At 33.8% G+C, this 21,415-nt stretch carries 9 protein-coding genes and 1 pseudogene; 9 read left to right on the top strand and 1 reads right to left on the bottom strand.

Going from position 1 to position 21,415, the window contains the following annotated elements; genetic code table 11:
- Positions 1-617: 617 nt before the first annotated feature.
- The 5 genes from Q0486_RS11230 (at position 618) to Q0486_RS11250 (ending at position 14,574) form a co-directional block, all read left to right on the top strand.
- Complete coding sequence (locus Q0486_RS11230; RefSeq protein WP_299233210.1) at positions 618-4,328, top strand: DUF4450 domain-containing protein; 3,711 nt, start codon at positions 618-620, stop codon at positions 4,326-4,328.
- Positions 4,329-4,431: 103 nt separating this feature from the next.
- Positions 4,432-7,617, top strand: coding sequence for a glycosyl hydrolase (locus Q0486_RS11235; RefSeq protein WP_299233213.1), 3,186 nt, complete (start codon positions 4,432-4,434; stop codon positions 7,615-7,617).
- A 23-nt stretch (positions 7,618-7,640) separates the two neighbouring features.
- A complete protein-coding gene (locus Q0486_RS11240) occupies positions 7,641-11,150 on the top strand; it encodes a glycosyl hydrolase (protein ID WP_299233215.1) in 3,510 nt (1,169 codons plus the stop codon).
- Between the two features lie 20 nt (positions 11,151-11,170).
- Entirely contained in the window at positions 11,171-12,982 is a 1,812-nt protein-coding gene (locus Q0486_RS11245) for a silent information regulator protein Sir2 (RefSeq protein WP_299233218.1), read from the top strand.
- Between the two features lie 485 nt (positions 12,983-13,467).
- Positions 13,468-14,574 carry a 6-bladed beta-propeller gene (locus tag Q0486_RS11250; RefSeq protein WP_299233220.1) on the top strand — a complete coding sequence of 369 codons (1,107 nt, stop codon included), beginning with the start codon at positions 13,468-13,470 and terminating at the stop codon, positions 14,572-14,574.
- 196 nt (positions 14,575-14,770) lie between these two features.
- Here Q0486_RS11250 and Q0486_RS11255 read toward each other — a convergent pair whose 3' ends face one another.
- Positions 14,771-16,012, bottom strand: a complete 1,242-nt coding sequence (locus Q0486_RS11255; protein WP_299233223.1) for a 6-bladed beta-propeller — start codon at positions 16,010-16,012, stop codon at positions 14,771-14,773.
- A 408-nt stretch (positions 16,013-16,420) separates the two neighbouring features.
- Between Q0486_RS11255 and Q0486_RS11260 the strand changes: the two genes are divergently transcribed.
- The 4 genes and pseudogenes from Q0486_RS11260 (at position 16,421) to Q0486_RS11275 (ending at position 21,246) form a co-directional block, all read left to right on the top strand.
- Positions 16,421-18,070, top strand: coding sequence for a hypothetical protein (locus Q0486_RS11260; protein ID WP_299233225.1), 1,650 nt, complete (start codon positions 16,421-16,423; stop codon positions 18,068-18,070).
- A 230-nt stretch (positions 18,071-18,300) separates the two neighbouring features.
- The gene (locus Q0486_RS11265; RefSeq protein WP_299233228.1) at positions 18,301-19,509 is read left to right on the top strand and encodes a 6-bladed beta-propeller; all 1,209 of its coding nucleotides are present in this window, start codon (positions 18,301-18,303) and stop codon (positions 19,507-19,509) included.
- Between the two features lie 61 nt (positions 19,510-19,570).
- A pseudogene (locus Q0486_RS11270) lies at positions 19,571-19,744 on the top strand (efflux RND transporter periplasmic adaptor subunit); the annotation flags it as partial.
- Between the two features lie 317 nt (positions 19,745-20,061).
- Positions 20,062-21,246, top strand: a complete 1,185-nt coding sequence (locus Q0486_RS11275; RefSeq protein ID WP_299233230.1) for a 6-bladed beta-propeller — start codon at positions 20,062-20,064, stop codon at positions 21,244-21,246.
- Positions 21,247-21,415: the final 169 nt, after the last annotated feature.

Consider the following 21,415-nt stretch of genomic DNA (forward strand, 5'->3'; position numbering starts at 1 on the left):
ACTAGATGTTATTTTTAATTTTACTCCTAGTTTGTAAATGAAAAATTACTCCTAGATCCCCTAATACTATTCTATTAATTTATATATAATCAGTTGGTAGAATTATATTAATTAAAAGATTTATGTATGGAATTATACATTTTATTGATATTTAGTGAATTATATTTAACTAAACTTTTGTTGATAGATTTTATATGATAACATTGATGCAATATTCGCAAAATTTTTGAACATATACAAGTAATTTGTTGGCGATTTAGTCTATGTCATTTAATTAATCAGAGAACATGTAAAAAATAATGTTTCATGATTATATGGTTCTAAAATCGTTTCATTAAATATATTATTATAAGAAATATAATTGGACCAGTTTGTGTACGTATAAAAATATACCAACTATACATAGTAAATTTAAATGTGCACAAATTTAATTTTTTCAGTAGCTTTTTAATATGTTTTTTTGTTCAAATAATGGATAATTGTACACATGTGCATAATTTTCTACTTAAATGTACAAATCCCTACTTATTCAAAACATTGGGAAAGAAAATGAATATGTATTTTTGTGATATACATTTAGAACATAATAAGTCTATTTTTAATACATTATCTAATTTATGAAACGTTTTATCTTTAAGCACAATTATGTAACGGTACTAATAAGTTTAATGACTTTAGCCTCGTGTTCAACAGACAAGCAGACAGAACAATTACCTTTTTGGCATAACCAAGAACGTACTTTACGTTACACTCCAGATGGGGAATATTTTGTGGGAAAGAATGGTGACCGTCGGTTTACTCGTGCAATTTATGGTACAAACACAGGATTTCGATTCGAAACCAGTGACTATCCGGAAATAGGACTTTATATGCCACGGCTTGGGGGTAGTATATACATGGCTCTCCAAACACCAGACACATTGTTATGGCTCAAAGATCTTCAGAATATAGAATCTAGGTTTAGATCAGGTGAGCGTAGTTATATACTTAAAGATAAAAGATACCTTAAAGATGGTGAATTGAAGATTGATATGTTAGCTCTTAGTGATGCTGACGGTATGATTTCTGCTATTAGAGGTAATAACTTACCTCAGGGGTTACAGTTGGTAGCAGTTTATGGAGGTGCCAGTAATAAGCGATTTTCACGTGAAGGTGATTTAGGAGCCGATCGGAAAGATTGTTTCTATATAAAGCCTGAGAATTGTTTAGGAAACAATTTTGTAATAGAGAATAATCGTGTTACTAACTATTATGGTAAAGGCAGTAAAATAGTTTCGCAAGATGAAGCTTATGAAAATAAAGAAGCTTTGAAAGATCTTAAAATAGAGAAACAGATAGCACAGGAATCTGAACAAATAACAGGTATATTCCCCGAAGATGTTGTCTTTCGGATTGCAAATGCGAAATATATCGATCAACTGGATACTTTAGTAAATTCAAAGGCTGGAGATACTCCAGTTCTAATAGCTATTTTCCCTATTGATGAAAATAATCGCTATATGAAATGGATTAATCCAAAGAGTTGTAAAAAGGAAAAGATTTTGGATGAAGATTTTAAATCAGCACAAGATTTTCGAAAAAAAATAGCAGGAAGAATGAAAATCAATACTCCTGATCCATATATTAACACACTAGGTGGAATTTTTGCCGGAGCAGAAGATGCGGTATGGGAGTCTCCTGGTTATCTTCATGGTGCAATTGGTTGGCGTATGCCGTTGACAGGATGGCGAGCCGCTTACTTAGGAGATTTGATAGGTATGCACAAACGTGCCCGTACGCATTTTGATGGCTATGCAGCAGCTCAGGTAACTAATGTTCCAACTACTCTACCACATATGCAGGATAGTGAACTACATGGTGCACGTTCTCTGAAAAAGTGGGGAACTCCGATGTATAGTAATGGTTATATATGCCGTAATCCAAATCGTACAGATGTTATGCATCATTATGATATGAACCTAGTTTATATAGATGAACTTTTATGGCATCTTAATTGGACTGGAGATATGGACTATGCACGTAAGGTTTTCCCAGTAATTAAACGACATTTAGCTTGGGAAAAACAGACATTCGATCCTGATAATGATTATCTCTATGATGCTTATTGTTGTATTTGGGCGTCAGATGCTTTGCAGTATAATGGTGGTGCTGTAACCCATTCATCAGCCTACAATTATCGGGCTAATAAAATGGCTGCAGAGATAGCCCAAAAAATAGGAGAGGATGCTACACCATATAAAAATGAAGCAGAAGGAATTCTAAATGCTATAAACCAAACATTATGGATACCACAAAAAGGTTGGTGGGCAGAATTTAAGGATAATATGGGGAATAGGTTGCTACACGAAAATGCAGCAGTATGGACGGTATATCATTCGATTGATTCTGATATACACGATGCTTTTAAGGCTTACCAGGCTACACGTTATGTAGATAACTATATACCACATATTCCTGTTGTAGCAACCGGTTTCGATGAAACAGATAATTATGTAATAAGTACAACCAACTGGCAACCATATATGTGGTCTATTAATAACGTTGCTTTTGGTGAAATAGTACATACAGCCTATTCATTTTGGCAATCAGGTAGATCTGAAGAAGCATTTAAGATGTTCAAAGGGGCAATCTTGGATGCAATGTATTTTGGCTCTGGACCAGGAAATATCACTCAGATATCATATTATGATGCTGCTCGTGGAGAAATGTATCGTGATTTTGCAGATCCTGTAGCTGTAGGTGTAAGAACTGTGGTTCAAGGAATGTTTGGTATACTTCCCGATTTGATGAATGATCGTATTTTAATACGTCCTGGATTTCCTAAAGATTGGAAATATGCATCTCTTGAGACACTTAATATGAAATATGAATTTAGACGTGAAGGTAATAAAGATAATTATCGTTTTGTTCCTTCTTTGAAGAAACAAGGTAATTTGGTTCTGGAATTAGAAGTATATGGTAAACAGATAGACTATATTTTAGTAAATGGTAAAAAAACAGATTACCGTGTAGTAGATAATAGTATTGAAGTACCTCGTATATTTATAGAAGCAGGGAAATCTGATGATTATAATATTGAGATAGTTTGGAAAGGAGTTCGTGACATACCACGTGAGATTTCTGTTGAGAAGGCTTATGGAGACAGATTTGAAGTTAAGATTGATGATGCTGTTGATGTGTTTGACCCTCAACATATTTTGACAGATTCTTCTTTGACAGGCGGTTTATTGAATGGAGTAGTTGGAGGAGAGGAAGGATATCGTACACTTTTTGTTAAGTGTGAAAAAGAAGGTTTTAACTGGTGGCTCCCTTTGAATATGCATATATTGAAACCTTTGGAAATACTGAATAATCAAGATGATTCTTCTTTGAATTTTACATTGGTTAATAATACAGATAGTAATATTGTTGGAAAATTACAGGTTAATGGAAATAGTATCGTGACTAATGTAGATATACCTGCGGGAAGTAGTCAGAAGTTTACTTATATGGCACCTGTTGCCTCTATGGGTATGAATCGTATTGTAGTGAAAACACAAGATAAAGAATATATTTTGAAAGCAATAAACTGGAATATTCATAATCAAGAAAGACTTCTTTATGAAACTATAAATATGGATACATTATTCAATGATGAGGTAAATAATATCTTTGAGTACGATAAGTATTTGTCTCCACGTTGGCCTTATACCACATTATGCGTACCTACGCAGGGTATGGGACAATGGTGTCATCCGAATGATCTTTCATTAATAGATGATTCAGGACTGCGTGCTCATGTAAAAGAAGGAGTTTACACAACACCTCAAGGTGTACCTTTTAGAACTCCTAAATTGTCAGGAAGTAATAATATAGCGTTTACAACTTTGTGGGATAATTATCCTGATTCTATTTCAGTTCCTTTAAGTGGAAATGCTTCAAAAGTATATTTAATGGTTGCTGCTTCAACTTATCACATGCAGTCACATATTCTGAATGGTACGATTAGTGTTCAGTATAAGGATGGAACAAAAGATGTACTTAATCTAGTCCTTCCTGAGAATCTGTTACCTCTTGACCAGGACATTTTTATAGATGGTGCGGCATTCTACAGTAATGAACCACGTCCTTACAGAGTGCGTCTGAAAACCGGTGAAGTTAGTACGTATCATGCCGGAAATTTGGGAAAACGTATGTCGAATAATCCGATTTATATAGATGGAGGAATGGCAACAATTCTTGATTTGCCGCTTGATAATAAAAAAGAATTGGATAAACTAACTCTAAGAACTATTGCTAATGAAGTTGTCATCGGATTGATGTCAGCTACATTGGTGAGATGTGAATAATTTGCAACTATAAATTTATATTTAGGAATCTTATTAGTGTGATTATTAGTATTTTCTGAGTATATAATAAAAGTAAGAATTAGTATTCTGTAAGTTAATTATTATGAAGAAAATAATCGTCTTTTTATTATTATTGGGTAATTGTTTTTTGAGTTATTCTCAAAGAAAATGTTTCCCGGGAGGAACTTTGGAACAGGTAAAATACGGTTTCTTGCATATACAGGATTCTGCACGGACTAAAATGTGGTGGTTTCATGGAAAGATTCCTTTTTCTCATGAAGGATTAGTAAAAGACCTTGAATCATTTAAGAAGGTAGGTCTTGGTGGAGTCGTTTTCTATGACCAGGTTCATGGTGAATCGCAACCAGGTACTGAAAAAGCGATGAGTCGTGAGTGGTGGCAAAATTTGTATACTATTGCCAGGACCACAAAAAAATTGGGATTAAGCTTGGAATTCCATGTTTCTAATGGTTTTGTTGCTGGAGGACCTTGGATTACTCCTAAGTATGCAATGAAACGTCTGGATTGCTTGGAAACATTTATAAATGGAGGTCGGTATATTGATACAGTATTGATTAATCCTCAAAATAGGTATAATTATTATAAAGATGTAAGAATTCTTGCTATTCCTACTTTTGATGATAGGAATACGGGATTGATAACTTCTAACAGAGAAGAGGTTGAAGTAAAGGATATTTTGTGTGGAACAAAATTAGTTAACTTATCCGCTTCTTCAACCCCGTTATTGATAAATATAGATTATAGAAAGCCTGTGACATTGCGAAGTATAAGTTATTCGATAGGTAGTTCTGGAAAGGCTACTACCAGTGCAACCAATGTACCTGCAGAACCTCAGGAAAATTTTATAGGAACTGGATATCGTATATTACCTCCTATAGGCGAATTACAAGCAAGTGAAGACGGAGAAGTTTTTTATAAGGTTTGTGATTTGAAACCACTTTATAGAGCTCACGAATCTTATAATCGGAAAACAATTTCATTTTTGCCTGTTAGAGCAAGATTCTATCGGATAAAATTATCTGGCTGGGATGGAGCGGTTCAAGGTTTACCTTTAAGAATAGGTAATATGGTTCTTGGCTCAGATTCTAGAATTAATGAATATGAATATAAAGCTGCATATATTTCAGACTATATAGAACATTCAATGGAATCTCCTCAATACACTAATTCTGAATCAATAAGAGTTGATAAAGTTTTGGATATAACAAAATTTGTAGGAAAAAACGGTCGGCTTAGGTGGAAGGTTCCAAAAGGAAATTGGAAAATATTAAGATTCTGTATGGTCCCAACTGGTGGAAATTTAAAGCATGGAAGAGAGAATCTAATGGGATTAGAATGCGATAAAATGTCGGTAGCTGCAGCAGAATTACAATTCGATAACTATTTTAGGCAGATACTTGATTCATTAAGCAATCATCATATTAATAATGTTCAAGGAATGGTAATGGATAGTCACGAAGCAGGGTCACAAAATTGGACAGATGATTTTTTAGAGGCATTTAAGGAAAGGCGTGGGTATGACTTAACGCCATATTTACCTGTCATGGCAGGTTATATAGTTGAGAATGTAAGAAGTTCAGAAAGTATTTTGTATGATGTTCGATTAACTATTGCAGATTTGATAGCGGAGCGGTATTACGGAACTTTTGATACTTTATGTCGAAAGGAAAAGCTTACATTTACTGCACAGGCAACAGGAAATGCACAGTGTATAGTAGCAATACCTATTGTTGCTAAAGGTAAGGTTCAGAAACCTCAAGGAGAGTTTTGGTTGATACATCCAGATGGAAACTATGATATAAAAGAATCTTCTTCTGCTGCACATCTTTACGACAAGCCAATCGCTTCTGCTGAGGCTTTCACTGATGGAAAGATCAATACAATGCCTTGTGATATGAAAAGTATTGCAGATGTAGCCTATTCATTTGGTATTAATGAATTTGTTGGTTGTGCTTCTGCGCATCAACCTGATAGTTGTGCTCCAGGATACGCAGGAGGAAGAGTTTATTCTACCTATACAAGAAATAATACATGGTGGAATAAAAGCCGCGATTTTTGGGACTATCAAGCAAGGATTAGTTATGTTATGAGACAAGGACGTCCGGTTATTGACTTATGTGTTTTTTTAGGAAATAATGCACCTACCAGAATACTGACTCATAGATTACCAAAGATACCTTCTGGGTATGATTTTGATGCTTTTACTGAAGATGCTCTTTTAAACAGAATGTCTGCTGATGTTAATGGTATCAGTCTGCCTTCTGGGCAATCATATTCTATGATGATATTACCTCGTTCAGGGGAAATATCATTGGAAGCTCTTCGTAAAATAGCTTCAATGGTAAAAGAAGGTGCCAAGGTCTATGGAAACCGTCCTAAAAAATCACCTTGTAAAAATGATTTAAGTAAAGATGTAGAGTACAATTTATTGGTAGATACCTTATGGTCAGGTAAGCCTTATGGAAAAGGAATGATTTTTTCAGATATGACATTAAATGAGGCGCTTTGTAAGGCTGGAATATCTCCAGATGTAAAAGGTAAACAGATACATTTTGCACATCGGGAGACTAATGATTGTGATATTTATTTCTTGCATAATCATCATGAAAATGAAATTTCTGATAATTATCGATTTCGAACAAAATATTCTAAAGCTCAATTGTGGGATGCTGTTACAGGAAAAAGATATGAGTTAGATAATGATAAAGGTAATGTGAAACTGAATCTCAGTTCTCAAGAATCTTGTTTTATAATATTTTCAGATGAATATGAAGAACTTCCAAAACTTCCTATTTGTAATTATAAACGCGAAATTGGAGGTACGTGGAATGTGGAGTATAGTTTACCAAATGGTGTAAAAAGAAACTTTAATGTAAGTAAGTTAGAATCTTGGACAAAAAATAAGAATCCGGAGATTTGTTATTATTCAGGTACAGCAATTTATACAAACCGTTTTGAGTGGAATGGAAGTCAAAAAACAAAATATATCGAAATTCTACCTAATAGATGTTTTACAGAAGTTTATATAAATGAGAAAAGAGTTGGATCTATATGGGGGGCTCCATGGCGACTTGATGTTACTGATTATATAAAGTATGGTGAGAATGAAATCAGACTTGAAGTAACTAATTCCTGGAATAATAGTCTTGTAGGGGTTTTAAATGGGGAATATAATCTTGATATCATGAAAAATCCGGAACTTTTTAAATCACAAATATCCGGCTTACAAAATGCCGGACTTGAAGGTTCTGTATTATTATTGTATTAATAAAAATAATCATTTAATTTATTATGAAAAAAATATTTTTAGTTTTTGCATTATTGATCTCTTTTAATGGATATGCTCAAAAGGGCTATCCATTAAGAGAAAATATAAAGGATTTATTTGGTTCTTTTCAAACTCCACCGGAAGGATATGGTGAGGTCCCTTTTTATTGGTGGCAAGCTGATACATTAACTCGTGAACGTTTGACCTGGCAACTCGATGAACTGGCCAAAAAGAAAATAACCAGTTTGCAGATTAATTATTCACATACAGACGATCGTAAAGGATATTTTTGGGGTAGTAGTTTGAAATCTCAGCCAGCACAATTTTCTGATGAGTGGTGGGACCTGTTTGGTTGGTTTATGAAAGAGGCTGCTAAGCGTAATATGACAGTATCAGTCAGTGACTATACTTTGGGCTTGGGGCAGGGTTATGCTTTGGATGAAGTACGTAGCTTGCATCCTGATATTATTGCTTCCCAGTTGTTTTTTGATAGGGTAGAGATTACAGATGGGCATTTGAGAATGGATATTAAGGATAATATTATTTCTGTTGTTGCTTTTGATTTACAGAATTCTGGTAAGATGGTGGATTTAACAGACAAGGTGTCAGGAAATCATCTAATGTGGAATAGTAAGCATAAACATTGGATGGTTGTAGCCACTTACTTTCAAAAGAATGATCGTACTTATAATCCTATGCATCCATTATCCGGAAAAGAATACGTAAGATGTTTTTTTCAGCGTTTTGAGGATAAATTTCCTAAAGAGTCAGAAGGAAATTTAAATTTCTTTTTTTCGGATGAACTGAACTTTAATCTTAAAGGATTTACTTGGGATGAGCGTTTTGCTTCAGAGTTTCAAAAACGTAAGGGGTATGATATCAGACCATATCTAGCTGCTTTGATTATGGATATTGGAATTAAGACAGTTAAGATTCGTTTGGATTATAATGATGTTTTTACAGCATTATCAGAAGAAAACTTTTTTATTCCTGTATATCGTTGGCATGCTGACCGCAATCTAATTTATGGATGCGATCATGGTGGTAGAGGACGTAAAGTTGAAGAATTTGGAGATTATTTTCGAACTCAACGTTGGAATCAGGGTCCAGGTTCAGATCAGCCTCGTTTAGGAAAAGATATTATTAAAGCTAAAGTTGCAGCTTCTATATCACACATGTATGAACGTCCTCGTGTATGGTTAGAAGGTTTTTATTCAAGTGGTTGGGGAACTACTTCTGAAGGACTTATGGATGCAATATTTTCTAATTTTGCAATGGGATATAATCTTCTTAGTCTTCATGGGTTGTATTATGCAACACCTGGGTCTATGTGGGAATGGGCTCCTCCATGTAATCATTTCAGAATGCCTTATTGGAAAACAATGGATAAGTCACTTGAAGCAGTAGAGCGTCTCAGTTATCTTTTTTCACAAGGATACCATAGATGTGATGTTGGGGTACTTTATCCTGTAGAGCCCAAAGTTGCAGGTTATGGGAATACATCTTCAGAAGTCGCATTCAAGATAGGTGAAAAACTTTATGGTAATGGAATAGATTTTGATTATATTGACTATAGTTCTTTACAAAAAGCATACATCAATGATGGTATGCTTGAAATTTCTGGAGAAAGATATAAGGCTATTGTCATACCGTCCATGCAAGCCATAAAAGACTCGTCATTGAGAAAGTTAGGTGAATTCGCAGCTAATGGAGGAATTGTTATTAATATTGGAGAACTGCCGGAAGCTACTGAAATTTATGGTAAGGATAAAAAATATATTGAAGGGTTATTGAAGACAATGACTTCTGGAGAAAAATATTTTTCGTATGCAACTCCAGACTCTTTGCTACATTTACTGGATACACAATTTGTACGAGATTTTAAACTATTATCAAAAGGAGATGTTGTAAAACCTTATATTAACCATCGGCATATAGATGATAAAGAAATTTATGGTATATATAATGTTGGTAAAAATGTCGAATGTTTCTTCCGATCCAAGGGAGAAGTGGAATTTTGGGATGTATTTGAAGGAAAGAAATATAAACTTAATGATGTGAAAGAAACAAAAGATGGAACAATTGTCCGTATGCCTCAAGGAACCACCTCATTCCAGATTATAGTATTTACTCCTTTTAGTGATGCATCAGTTTGGAAAACATCATATCTTAGTAAATCAGTAGCATTAGAAGAAGAATGGGAATGTGATATAGTTCCGGTTTTAGATAACCGTTTTGGCGATTTTCATTATCCTGGTACTCCTGAAAAGTTACGTCCGGAAATTCGTCATTATCTTTATAATCTTTCTGATAGCTTATTACTAAATTGGAAAGAATTTCCAAATCAACTAGCTTCATGGAAAGAAGTTACTTACACTTATGGAGAGGAGTTCCTGTGTAGTGGTGCAACCGATAAATTCTTCTCTGATGAATATCTTTCTAATTTAAAATCTGCTCCTAATAACTGGAAGCCTTATGTACTATCACGTAAATGGGGTGTCCTAAATGATGCAGGTCATCAGGGATATCATGGCTTAAAGATGAAAATGAATCCGGAAGTTATTCGTCTTGGAACATTCAAGAGAGAGTCTACAGGTTCTTCACGTTTGGAAGAACCAGAAGGTAGAAATTATTATTTATACACAACGGTGAATGCTCCTTATGACGGATATTTTGAAATAGTTTCCGGAAAAATTAAACCTTCACGTTGTTTTATAAACGGAAATAAGTTGTCCTCAAGTGAGAATACTATTCATTTGAACAAAGGAATAAATCGTTTGGTACTTTGTTATGATGGACCTGTTATTACTTATTTCTTTATACGTGATACAAGGTGTAATTCATCTGTAGCTGAACGTTTAACACTATCTTGGTACAAAGATTCTTCTATATTGGCTTATGACCCATACGGTGGAAATGAAAGATATGGTTGGTATTATTTTAAATCCGCTCCGGGACTTGAGAGTTTTTCTGTCGATGTCAATGGAAAAATGCAGGCTTGGGTTTCTGGTAAACCGGTGGAAGTACAGCAAAGTGGAAGCAAAGCAAGTGTTGTATTGGACAAATCTTCCGAACATCCGGTAGATGTCCTTTTACGTATTGATTTACCTTTCGGAGTCAAAGCTGGAGCAGCTTTTAATACGGAACTGGTGCAGCAGACAGGTAAGGGACTAATATGTACAGGTGACTGGGGACAGATGTATGGTTTAAGAAACTATTCTGGTGGATTGCGTTATCGACAGACGGTCAAGTTAGCAGATTCTATAAATAAAAATGAACGTATCATTTTACGTATTTCCAATGTTTCTTCTTCTGTAGAACTCTCAGTAAACGGAAGATATGTTGGTTCAAGAGTTTGTCCTGATTGGGAATTTGATATAACTGATTATGTGAAAAGTAGTGATAATCTGATAGAACTTACAGTTTATAATACTGCTGCCAATCATTATGAAACTATTCCTTCTCCATTTTCAGGAAAAGCTCCTTCTGGAATTCTAGGTAAAGTGTTTGTTGAAACTTATACATATAAATAATTTAATATTTATTACAGGTTATGATAAAAAGACTGTTTTTTGTTGTATTACTGATAAGTAATATTACAGTTGTAAGTTTTATTAAATCTCAAGATCTTCGTGAACGTACATATTATTATGAAGTTTTATCTCCTAATCATTATGCGAAACCTGCAGTTGAAGGATTTGCTTCTACAAGAGTAAAAGAAAAACTAAATCGAGGTCTTGTCGCTGCTCCAACGGTGGACGGTAATGGAGTTTATTTAAGTTGGAGATTCTTAGAAACAGATGGAGCACATTCAGCTTATCATGTATATAAAAAAACTAAAGGGAAGTTTATACGTATGACAGAAGAACCATTATTACAGACTTGTGATTTTATAGATCAACATCTGAGTAATGAACCAGCTGTATACGATGTGAGACTTGTTGGAGAAGATAATCAAATTCATCAAGGAAATAAAATAACTGTATATTCTGATAAATTGAGAAACTATCAATCTATTAAACTTAAAAAGAATACGAAAGCCGGAAAAGTAGCTGTAGCCGATTTAAATGGTGATGGATATTATGATTATATTATACGTACTCCAGATAGTAATGTTGATCCTGGAAGTTCTGGAAATAAAGATGGAAAAACTTATCAAATAGAGGCTTATTTACATGATGGTACTTGGCTTTGGAGTAAAGATTTAGGTTTAGGAATTGAACCTGGTATATGGTATTCTCCTTATATTGCTTATGATTTCAATGGTGATGGAAAGGCAGAGATTGCTATAAAAACAGCCCCCAAAAATGCCGTTCGTAATAGTGAGGGACGTGTAGATTCCGGAGATGAATATTTGAGTATTTGGGATGGTATGACTGGTAAAGAGTTAGCTCGTGTAAATTGGCCAGAGCGTAATGAGCGTTATGGTAATTTGGTACGACAAAATAGAAATCAATTAGCAATGGCTTTTCTAGATGGAAAAACTCCGTCAATATTGGCATGTAGAGGAACTTATAAACTTATGGTTGTTGATGCGTGGCAATGGGATGGGAGAAAAATGACAAAACAATGGAGATGGGATGGTGATGAAGAAAATCCTATTATAAGAAGTATGGGGGCTCATAATATTGTATGTGGAGATGTAGATAATGACCAAAAAGATGAGATTTTACTTGGTTCTTGTATGCTTGATGATAATGGTACTTTGTTATGGTCTACAGGTCTGGGACATTCAGATAAAGCATATCTTACTGACATTGATCCAACAAGATCAGGGTTGGAAGTTTTTTTATGTCTTGAACCTTGGCAAAAAAACGGTCGAGGTGTATGTACTGTAGATGCAGCAACAGGTAAACAAATTTGGAATATAAACAGAGATACTTACCATGTAGGTGATGGAATGGTTACTGATATTGATACTAGTTTACCTGGACTTGAGTGTTTTGCCAGTGAAGACAGAAAAGGAGGAAGTACTGATAGGTATTTATTAAGCGCTAATGGAAAATATCTACAGATAAACGGTAATATTCCAGGATGTAGAAATTGGATATGGTGGGATTCAGATAAAGTAAGGGAAACATTTCAAACAACAAGCAATAATGCTTCAAATATCATTAAATGGAAAGATAAAGTATTAACTCAAGGAATCGAAGGTTCTATTATCATGATAGCCGATTTATATGGTGACTGGAGAGAAGAAGTTATTACATCTTTACCAGGAGAAATAAGGATATACACTACTAATATTTCTGCAAATGATAAAAGAATTACTCTTATGCAGGATGCAATATATAGAAGTTACATTTGTCATCGTTCAATGGGATATCCTCAATCACCGGTTCCATCATATTATTTAGGAGAATAATTATATTAAATATTTTTAGAGGATTTTTTTAATAACATGAAAGCCAACAGATTCATACATAAAAATGTAATGTATCAGTTGGCTTTCTTTTATACAATTTGTTTCCTGAAAAAGTACTATGTAAAATAAAAATTGAATGACTTGAACTAAAAAAAGTTGACAAAATCATAATGCTATGCGAAGAATTCCGTGAATTAAGTCCACAAAAACAAATAATTGAAGTCAATTCTATATTTCTGAGTTGTAAAGAAAAAATATGATTTATATATCTTTTGGCATTATAAATACAGCATTTACGTTTATATATTTTCTGTTCCTTTCATTACAGTAAAAATATAGTGTGGAAATTTTGATTTTCAAAATATTTCTTAACTTTGCGGATACTGAGACATATTTCACAGGAAATGTCTTTGTGCAGATTATGAACATTTCAATTTGAAGTTCAATGAAATTTCTACCTGGAAAACAATTTAAATTAGATGCATATGAAAAGCTTTATTTTAATAATTTGCCTGGGTTTGTTTCCCTTATTTTCTTTTTCACAGAAGTTTTCAATTGATTTACTTGGGAATCTAGATAAAAATAGTTCTTTCCCTTTAAGTAATTTTGTAGAGAAATTGCAATATGTTCCTTTAGAAACAACAGATGAATGTTTGCTGAGTAATGAATTACAAGTATTTGTAGGTGAAAAAGATATTATTGTTTGTGACCAAAAGGCACAGAAATTTTATCGTTTTGATTGTAATGGCAAATTCCTTAATACTATAGGTACGCGTGGAGAAGGACCTGAAGAATATATTTATTCTATTTCTTTTTATGCGGATAAGGAGTATGTGTATATTATTGATGCTAATGCAAAGCGATTTAATAAATATAGTTATGATGGAAAGTTTATAGAAAAGATTCCTATGAAAGTAGTAAGTTGGTCCTTGACAAAGGAAGGAAATAATTTTATATGTTATAATTTTATGTATAATAGAATAGGAGGAAATAAAAAAATAGATGAACTGTTCCTGATAGATGAGAAAGGAAAAATAATTAATAAACAACCTACTACAGTGAAATCAGAGAAAGATAATACTATTTTATTTAACTTTCCTTTCTTTTATCAATATGGGGGAAAAAACTTCTATAAAAATGCTGTTACAGAGTATGTTTATCAACTGGATAATCATCTAAATATGACACCTGCTTACCAAATTATCGGTGGTGGAAATAATAATGGTAAAGAGGATTATAAAGATATTCAGAAATATGCAAAATCTTTGTGTGTCAGAGATATATTTGAAAGTGATAAATTGATAATAATTACTTATGCCTATAAGAATGCTTTGAATTATTTTGTATATGACAAGGCGACAAAAAGAGAGTATAATACGTTGGATGATAATCAACCTGGTTTTAAGGATGATATTCTAAATGGTTTAACATTTGAGCCGCTTATTGGAAGTAGGAGTGATTCTAACTGTTTGGTTTCTTTGAAAGAAGCAGCTGAAGTAATAGATGATATTAAAGACTTTAAAGAAAAGGAAAGTCTTAAATCGTTGGATTATGATGATAATCCAGTGCTTGTAATAGCAAAACTGAAATAGCTAATTTTTTATTAGTGAATAGAAAATTCAAATATCTGGAAATATTCGATATCCGTAAACATCTGGAAAATTATAAGTCTTAACCTTAATACAACAATAGCGACTGCCACTATAAGCCTAATAGTTGTAGTCGCTATTATTTTGCTGAACCAGTATGTTACGTTTAGCATAACTAGCGATAGACTTGCCGAGGTGTTTATTCTTTTTTCTTTCCCAATATCACATAGCCGTTATCATCCGGCGAAATTTTAGACTTCCAGGCATTCAGAAACTTACGGTCTGCATCGGGTATATTCGGGTCAGACAGCCGTTCATCTATCAGGTCCAGCAGGTCGCCCGGATCCCAACATAATGTGTATCCGTATTCGTTCATGAACCAGCGCTTGCTTTCCAAAGCTATTCCACCCAGTTCAGTGTTGACCATTTTATAATCCGCGCCTCGCAGGGTCCGCTTATCAACGATAATCCGCTTTACTACCATACCGGTGTACAGATGCATGGTCTTCGGGTCGGTGTTGGGACCGTAGATGTCCGTGAGATAGTAATTACCGCAATCTTTAAAGGTATGACTTAGTATTTCGCTGCCAAAATCACTTGTAAATAGCGGGATAAGTCTGTTGTTGTCCGTGCGGTAAGTATATAATGAATCCACAGTCGGCATATAATGGTGTATTGAAAATGTCAAGGCAGTATTTTCTCCTTTATACAAGTTGATTTCGTTGCTATAGCTTGGTGCTATCATGTGTGGTGATTTAATTTCGGACAGAATGTTTCCCTTTATGTCTTGTTTCCAGACAACAGGATCACCCTTAGAAGCAAGATGCGTCACAGTCACCTGATGTTCGTCATGGTTAACGTGAAACACTCCTTTATGTACCAAATAAGGAAGCGGTATTTTTTCTACAAAGTCTCCTTTCAAGTCATAAACAAGAAGTTGTTTTGTAGTCCATGGCAATAGGTAAATACGATTGTTTGCTTCGTCAATCTGGCTGGAATAAATCAGATTATATTCTCCCGGACCCTGTCCGATGTTTCCTACACGACATATAAACTTTCCCTGGCGGGTAAACAGTTTATAGGGGGAGTAGGCAACATTTATACCCAGATAATTGTTTGTCACGGTTATCATGTTAGACTCACTCACCAATGCATCTTCATTGCTGTTGTCCAGCTTGATGACCTCCAGCGTATCAAAGAACGTGCTGAACGGTATGCGTATGGATTCTTTCACGGCAGACATATCGCACGTTATCACAGTATCGCCATTCACCACCGTCCGGTTGGCAATGACACTGCATTTGTCTATCCATTTGGCATTGTCACCGTCATTGTTTTTACATGAGGTCATTAAGATGGGCAGAAGTGCGAATGTACATAAGGTTATTCGGCATGTGAGTTTACTGTACAAGGCTAACCTTTTCATAATTATGTTTTTCATGTTCATAATAATGTTTTGTATGAAGATTAAAATTTATGTGCAATATACTAAAAAAATGGTTATCATAAATAAAAAGTATATCGCTAAAAGAATTATTATCTAAATTTCATGACATTTTTATCGGATTAAAAATATAAAAAAACAGTAAATAAAGAAGATTAATAAAAGTATTTCTCAATCAATTTTGGTCTGGTAAGAGAAATGTTTTCACTATTTTATCCTACAAAGTACAGAAGTTCTTTGGAAAAGAACTTGAAGTTTTTCTACTTCCTAAAAAAGGGAACAGGTTTAACGAAACGCACAAAATTATTCAGAAAAAGGGATAATTGTCTGCTTTTATTGTAATTTTACAAAATGTTAGGTGGCTCTGTTCTTAATTTGTACATACATAAAATATATTATTTTCAGATGATAGATTATTCAGTATTCAAATTTGTTTACATAGTTTCAACTATATGTATTTTATCAATTCAGCTTATATCCTGTTCTAATAATCCTACTTCATTATTGGACAAGGCAGAAAAACTATGGGGACATAATATGGACAGCGTAAATATATATCTGTCTCAAATTGAAAATCCACAACTTTTCCTCGGTCGTGATAAAATCAGATATTGTTATCTTAAAGAAGTGATGAATTTCTATTCATCAGGTAAAAGCTCGGATTCTTTGTTGGCGGAGGCAAGGAAAGAAGCTGTGTTACTATCCGATTCACAGTATATCAGAAAGTTGATGATACATGATCTTATCCGTTTCTCTTACAAAAACTGGCCTGACTCTACATTGAACACTATTAATAGAATTACTGAAAATTTTCCTGCTTTTGCAGATACTATAAGCTTGCTTCTAACCTTTTATAGAAATGAAATCGCGATAAAGAAAAATGATCCTCATTATGTTATAAATAATATTAATGCGATAAGAGAGAATTGTGTAAAAAACCTTTCCGATTCATTGTTGTATATACGCGTTATGTTACAGGCAATGGATGCATATTCAATGCAGAAAAAACATAATGAAATGGACAGTATATATACGTATATCATTGAAAAATATATAACAGGAAATGAAAATGTTCTTTCAAGAATAAACTATGTAAACAGGCATTATTTATCCAAGTTGGAAGAACATGGAAGGTGGAGTGATGCGTTGAAAGTAAATGAATTATTGGATGATGGTAATAGAGAAACATCTACTAGGAATACGTATTTGAAGGCTCTCATGTATGAACAGGCCGGTATGCAAGATTCTGCTGTTTATTTTTATAGAATTACAGAACAAGGTCATCTGCCTTTGTTGGCTTCTCTTGCTTCAAAAAGGCTTATGAATTATTTTCTGTCTATGGGATATAATGATGAAGCATATAATAGTATGCAGAAAAGCAGATTGTTGCAAAAAGATGTAGAGAGTAATATTTCATCAGGTTTTTCCATTGATATATTCAAACAGACACAACTTGAGAACGAACTTTATCAGATACGTATAAAACGTCAGGAACAGCGGTTGCTATTGCTTGTCCTGCTGTTGGTTATTGCCATTTTTATTATTATATATGTCTATTATTATCTCCGTGTAAAGCGTGAGCGTATAGTTACAGGAATGAAAATACAGCAGGACAAAATGGAGAAGGAGGCTAAGATTTTAAAGTATCATAATGAGCTTCTTAAGAAAGAAGCTGAAATTGTGCTTTTGCGTGAATCGCTTTTCCGACGCTTATCGTTCTACAGAAAATTACCTTCTTTGGCAAATGACAAAGATGTGATTGAAAAAGGTAAAAAGATAATCATTACAGAAGATGAATGGCATGAAATAAAACAGACAGTAGATACTTCTTTCGATAATTTTTCTCTTCGTTTGGAGAAGGCTTATCCTTTATTGACCACGAAAGATATTCTTTTCTGTTGTCTTGTGAAGTTGAATGTTAATATGCAGGATTTGTCGGATATATATTGTGTAAGTAAGTCTGCCATATCTAAAAGAAAATTCAGGATTAAGACTGAAAAGTTTAATATTGAAGATGAAAATATAAGTCTTGATATGTATCTAAAAGACTTCTAATATTGATAATCGGAATCTTTCAAAATCTTGATATGTTTCTTGTGTTTTTATTGTCTGTTTGGCATAAATAATAATACAATGTCCAGCGTGTTATAATCAATGCCTTTAAATAATTTATTGATAATGTGGTTGTTATCTCTGGGTTTACATAATAAATTGTCCAATCGAAATTTTGCACTTTTGGATGTCTAAACTTAATTTTGCCTACAAATAATTCAAAAATTTTCATTATGGAAACACATCATTTTTTGTTGGTAAAATCGATACAGGGGATTTTATTTTATGTATTGGCCTGTATGTTTTCTTCATGTAGTAGTTCAATTAAAGGAGGTGTTGATGAAATGCCTGTCATAGCAGAAAAAGTATCTCTTCCTACGGGAGAGCTTATAGTATGCGACATCTCTAAATCCAAGGATACAATAGACATACCATTGAGCATGCTCACGGAAGACTTGAATGTTGTAAGGCTGGATAACAGTGATGAGGCTTTGGTTGGAGGATGGGTGAGAACTACTGTTTCCGACAACTATATATTGGTGAGTAACAATAAACAGGTACCTTATAAATTATTTAAACGTGACGGTAAGTTTATATGTACAATAGGTTCTTACGGACAAGGACCTGATGAATACAAGAATACCTATGCAGAACAGCTTGACGAGAAGCATAACCGTATCTATATTCTTCCTTGGCAATCCGACAGGATTCTTGTATTTGACCTTAATGGAAACCCGCTGCCAAGCATTCCGCTTGTAGCACGTGTGCCGAAAGGAGAATTCTGGGTCAATACAGCCGATTCTACAGTAACTGTTACAGCTTTGCCTTTTGAGAGCATTGTCAATGACGTGGTTTGGGTACAGGATATGCATGGAAATATATTACAGTCGGTGCCTTCACGCCATCTTTCCGTTCCGAGAGATTACAGTAACGAAGTAGATGCTGCAAGAAGTACTTCAGATTATGATGTAATGATTATTACTATTTTCCCGGAGGCACGTCAAGATTCTCTATATCATTATAATTATGAAAAGAATATTCTTGAACCTAAATTCACTGTAAGATACAGTCAGAGTCAAATACCTTGGCATATATATTATGAATTACCCAATCATTTTATAGGAGATGCTTCTTTTCCAGTACAAGTGGCCGAAAATATGTGGCAAGGTTCTGCCCCGGCATATTATATTGTAGATAAAACTACATTGAAGGGTAGCTTTGTGCGCTTGAAGAACGATTTCCTTAATATACCAGGCAGGATGAATTTCTTTAATGGATATTACGTATCGAATATGGAGCCTCTTGCCTTGAAGGATGAGTTGGAAAAAGCTTTGGAAGACGAGGAAGTATCAGATATAGTAAAATTACGTATTCAGACATTATTGGAAGATATTGATGAAAATGATAATAATATTGTGCTTTTCGCTAAACTTAAAAACTGATACTATATAGTTTAAATTTGAAATACCAATAATATCAATAAAATGAGAACACACTACGTATATGTGCTGCTTGCTTGCCGCCGAAATGTTGGCATGCTGCGGTGAGAAGAAAGATGATACTTCCGGAAAGGAAGGAGTGGAAACGGTTTTGCCCTCATAGGTGAACGAGGTCACGGTAATGACACTGAAGAAGACCGCGTTCACCCATGAGCTGGTTAGTAACGGCAAGGTGACAAGATTATTTTTTTACCTTAATTTTGTAATAGATAGCATAATTTATATATAGTATAATGATCAATCAGACAATACCTCCATAGTTAGATTTGTGATAATTGTGTATCTATAATTTAATTTCCTCAAATGTATTGATTTAACGTTAATTTGATATGACATTCCGTAAACAATGAATTCTCTAAAAAAATATTTTAGGTATTAAACAACATTAACTATAAAAATTAGTTGTATAACTATTTTTTTTAGTTGATTTGTGCAATCAATAAAGTACGACGTATTATCAACAATGAGGATTTAAATCTTTATAAAAAACACAATATGAAAAAGAAACATTATTTATTTACATTGGCATGTTGCTCTACATTATTTGCATGTTCACCCAAACAAGAAAAAGTTCTATCAGATAATGCCAATCTTATTTCAATCAATCTTGAAAGTTCAAAACCATTAAAGGCTTCTGAATTTTTTGATACAATAATGTATGTACCTCTTGAAACAAGTGATACATATATGTTCTCTAGAGTAAGCCATTTAAAGGTTAGTGATGAGAAGGATTTTTATTTTATATCTGACAAGTCCTTTTTCCTCTTCGATGGAGAGACAGGTAAAGGTAAACTGAAAATTTCAAAACTTGGTAATGGCCCTGACGGTTATGCTTCAGTATTTGATGCCAATGTGGATTCTTCTACAGGAGAGATTGAACTGTTGGATAACAACGCTAAAAAGATAGTGGTATATGATATGGAAGGTAATCATAAGCGTTCAGTATCAATACCTTTCATGTCATTTATGTTTACCAAAGCTGGGAAAGACAATTATTGGCTCTATAATAACAATCTCACGTCTGATGCAAGTGATTCAAAAGTCATTCATCTTGATATTAATAAGGGTAAGATAGAAGAGTATGATAAGATTGACAAACATCTTGCAGAATATTTCTTTATAGAAGATGAGAAAAATCTGGTTGCAGATGGCGAAGATATATTATATCATTATTCTCCATCTGATACGATTTATCGAATCAGACCTGGTAAGGGAATGCAGGCGGCTTATGTATTGGATATGGGGAAAGGCCTTGCACCAAAAGACTTTTACGCCAGAAATTTCCGTGACATTATGGAATTTGTAGAGACGGCCAATAAAAACGGATATGTGTTTGAGATTCCGGCATTTTCGGCAAATGCAAATACTGTTGCTGTAGCATGTATTAAAGAAGGTAAGCTCTATATGACTTTCCATACAAAAGAGAACGGAAAGAATACAACATTCACAACCTTCCATGACAATTATAATTTCTCTGTTCCTTTTTCTTTGGATGCTTCCAATTTGAACTTCTGTATGGACAATGATTATTTTTACTTTATTGTGACAGCTGAACAACTTGTTGAGTGTAAGAATGAAGACACGAATCAAAAGAAGATGGAAACTTGGTTGAAAAGTAAAAACGTGACAGAGTTTTCCAATCCTATTTTGGTTAAATGTAAATTCATATCTGAAAAGTAATATTTTAGTTTTATGAAAAATATATTTATTGTTTTTATTGGTGTGCAAGTTGTTTATACCCTGTAGTAATTCGGATGATTCTGGGAAAGTAAATATTCTAGAAGACTATGATTCTATATCTGTAAGTCCATGACTATCCGGTAAATATGTTTTATATAGCATCATTTAT

The sequence above is a fragment of the uncultured Bacteroides sp. genome (assembly GCF_937912035.1).
Classification (GTDB): domain Bacteria; phylum Bacteroidota; class Bacteroidia; order Bacteroidales; family Bacteroidaceae; genus Phocaeicola.

Bases quoted from the DNA above. Each gene is read 5' to 3' on its own strand.
- Q0486_RS11240 (WP_299233215.1), top strand. From the start codon at position 7,641: ATGAAAAAAATATTTTTAGTTTTTGCATTATTGATCTCTTTTAATGGA.
- Q0486_RS11275 (WP_299233230.1), top strand. From the start codon at position 20,062: ATGAAAAAGAAACATTATTTATTTACATTGGCATGTTGCTCTACATTA.
- Q0486_RS11260 (WP_299233225.1), top strand. From the start codon at position 16,421: ATGATAGATTATTCAGTATTCAAATTTGTTTACATAGTTTCAACTATA.
- Q0486_RS11235 (WP_299233213.1), top strand. From the start codon at position 4,432: ATGAAGAAAATAATCGTCTTTTTATTATTATTGGGTAATTGTTTTTTG.
- Q0486_RS11230 (WP_299233210.1), top strand. From the start codon at position 618: ATGAAACGTTTTATCTTTAAGCACAATTATGTAACGGTACTAATAAGT.
- Q0486_RS11265 (WP_299233228.1), top strand. From the start codon at position 18,301: ATGGAAACACATCATTTTTTGTTGGTAAAATCGATACAGGGGATTTTA.
- Q0486_RS11255 (WP_299233223.1), bottom strand. From the start codon at position 16,012: ATGAAAAACATAATTATGAAAAGGTTAGCCTTGTACAGTAAACTCACA.
- Q0486_RS11250 (WP_299233220.1), top strand. From the start codon at position 13,468: ATGAAAAGCTTTATTTTAATAATTTGCCTGGGTTTGTTTCCCTTATTT.
- Q0486_RS11245 (WP_299233218.1), top strand. From the start codon at position 11,171: ATGATAAAAAGACTGTTTTTTGTTGTATTACTGATAAGTAATATTACA.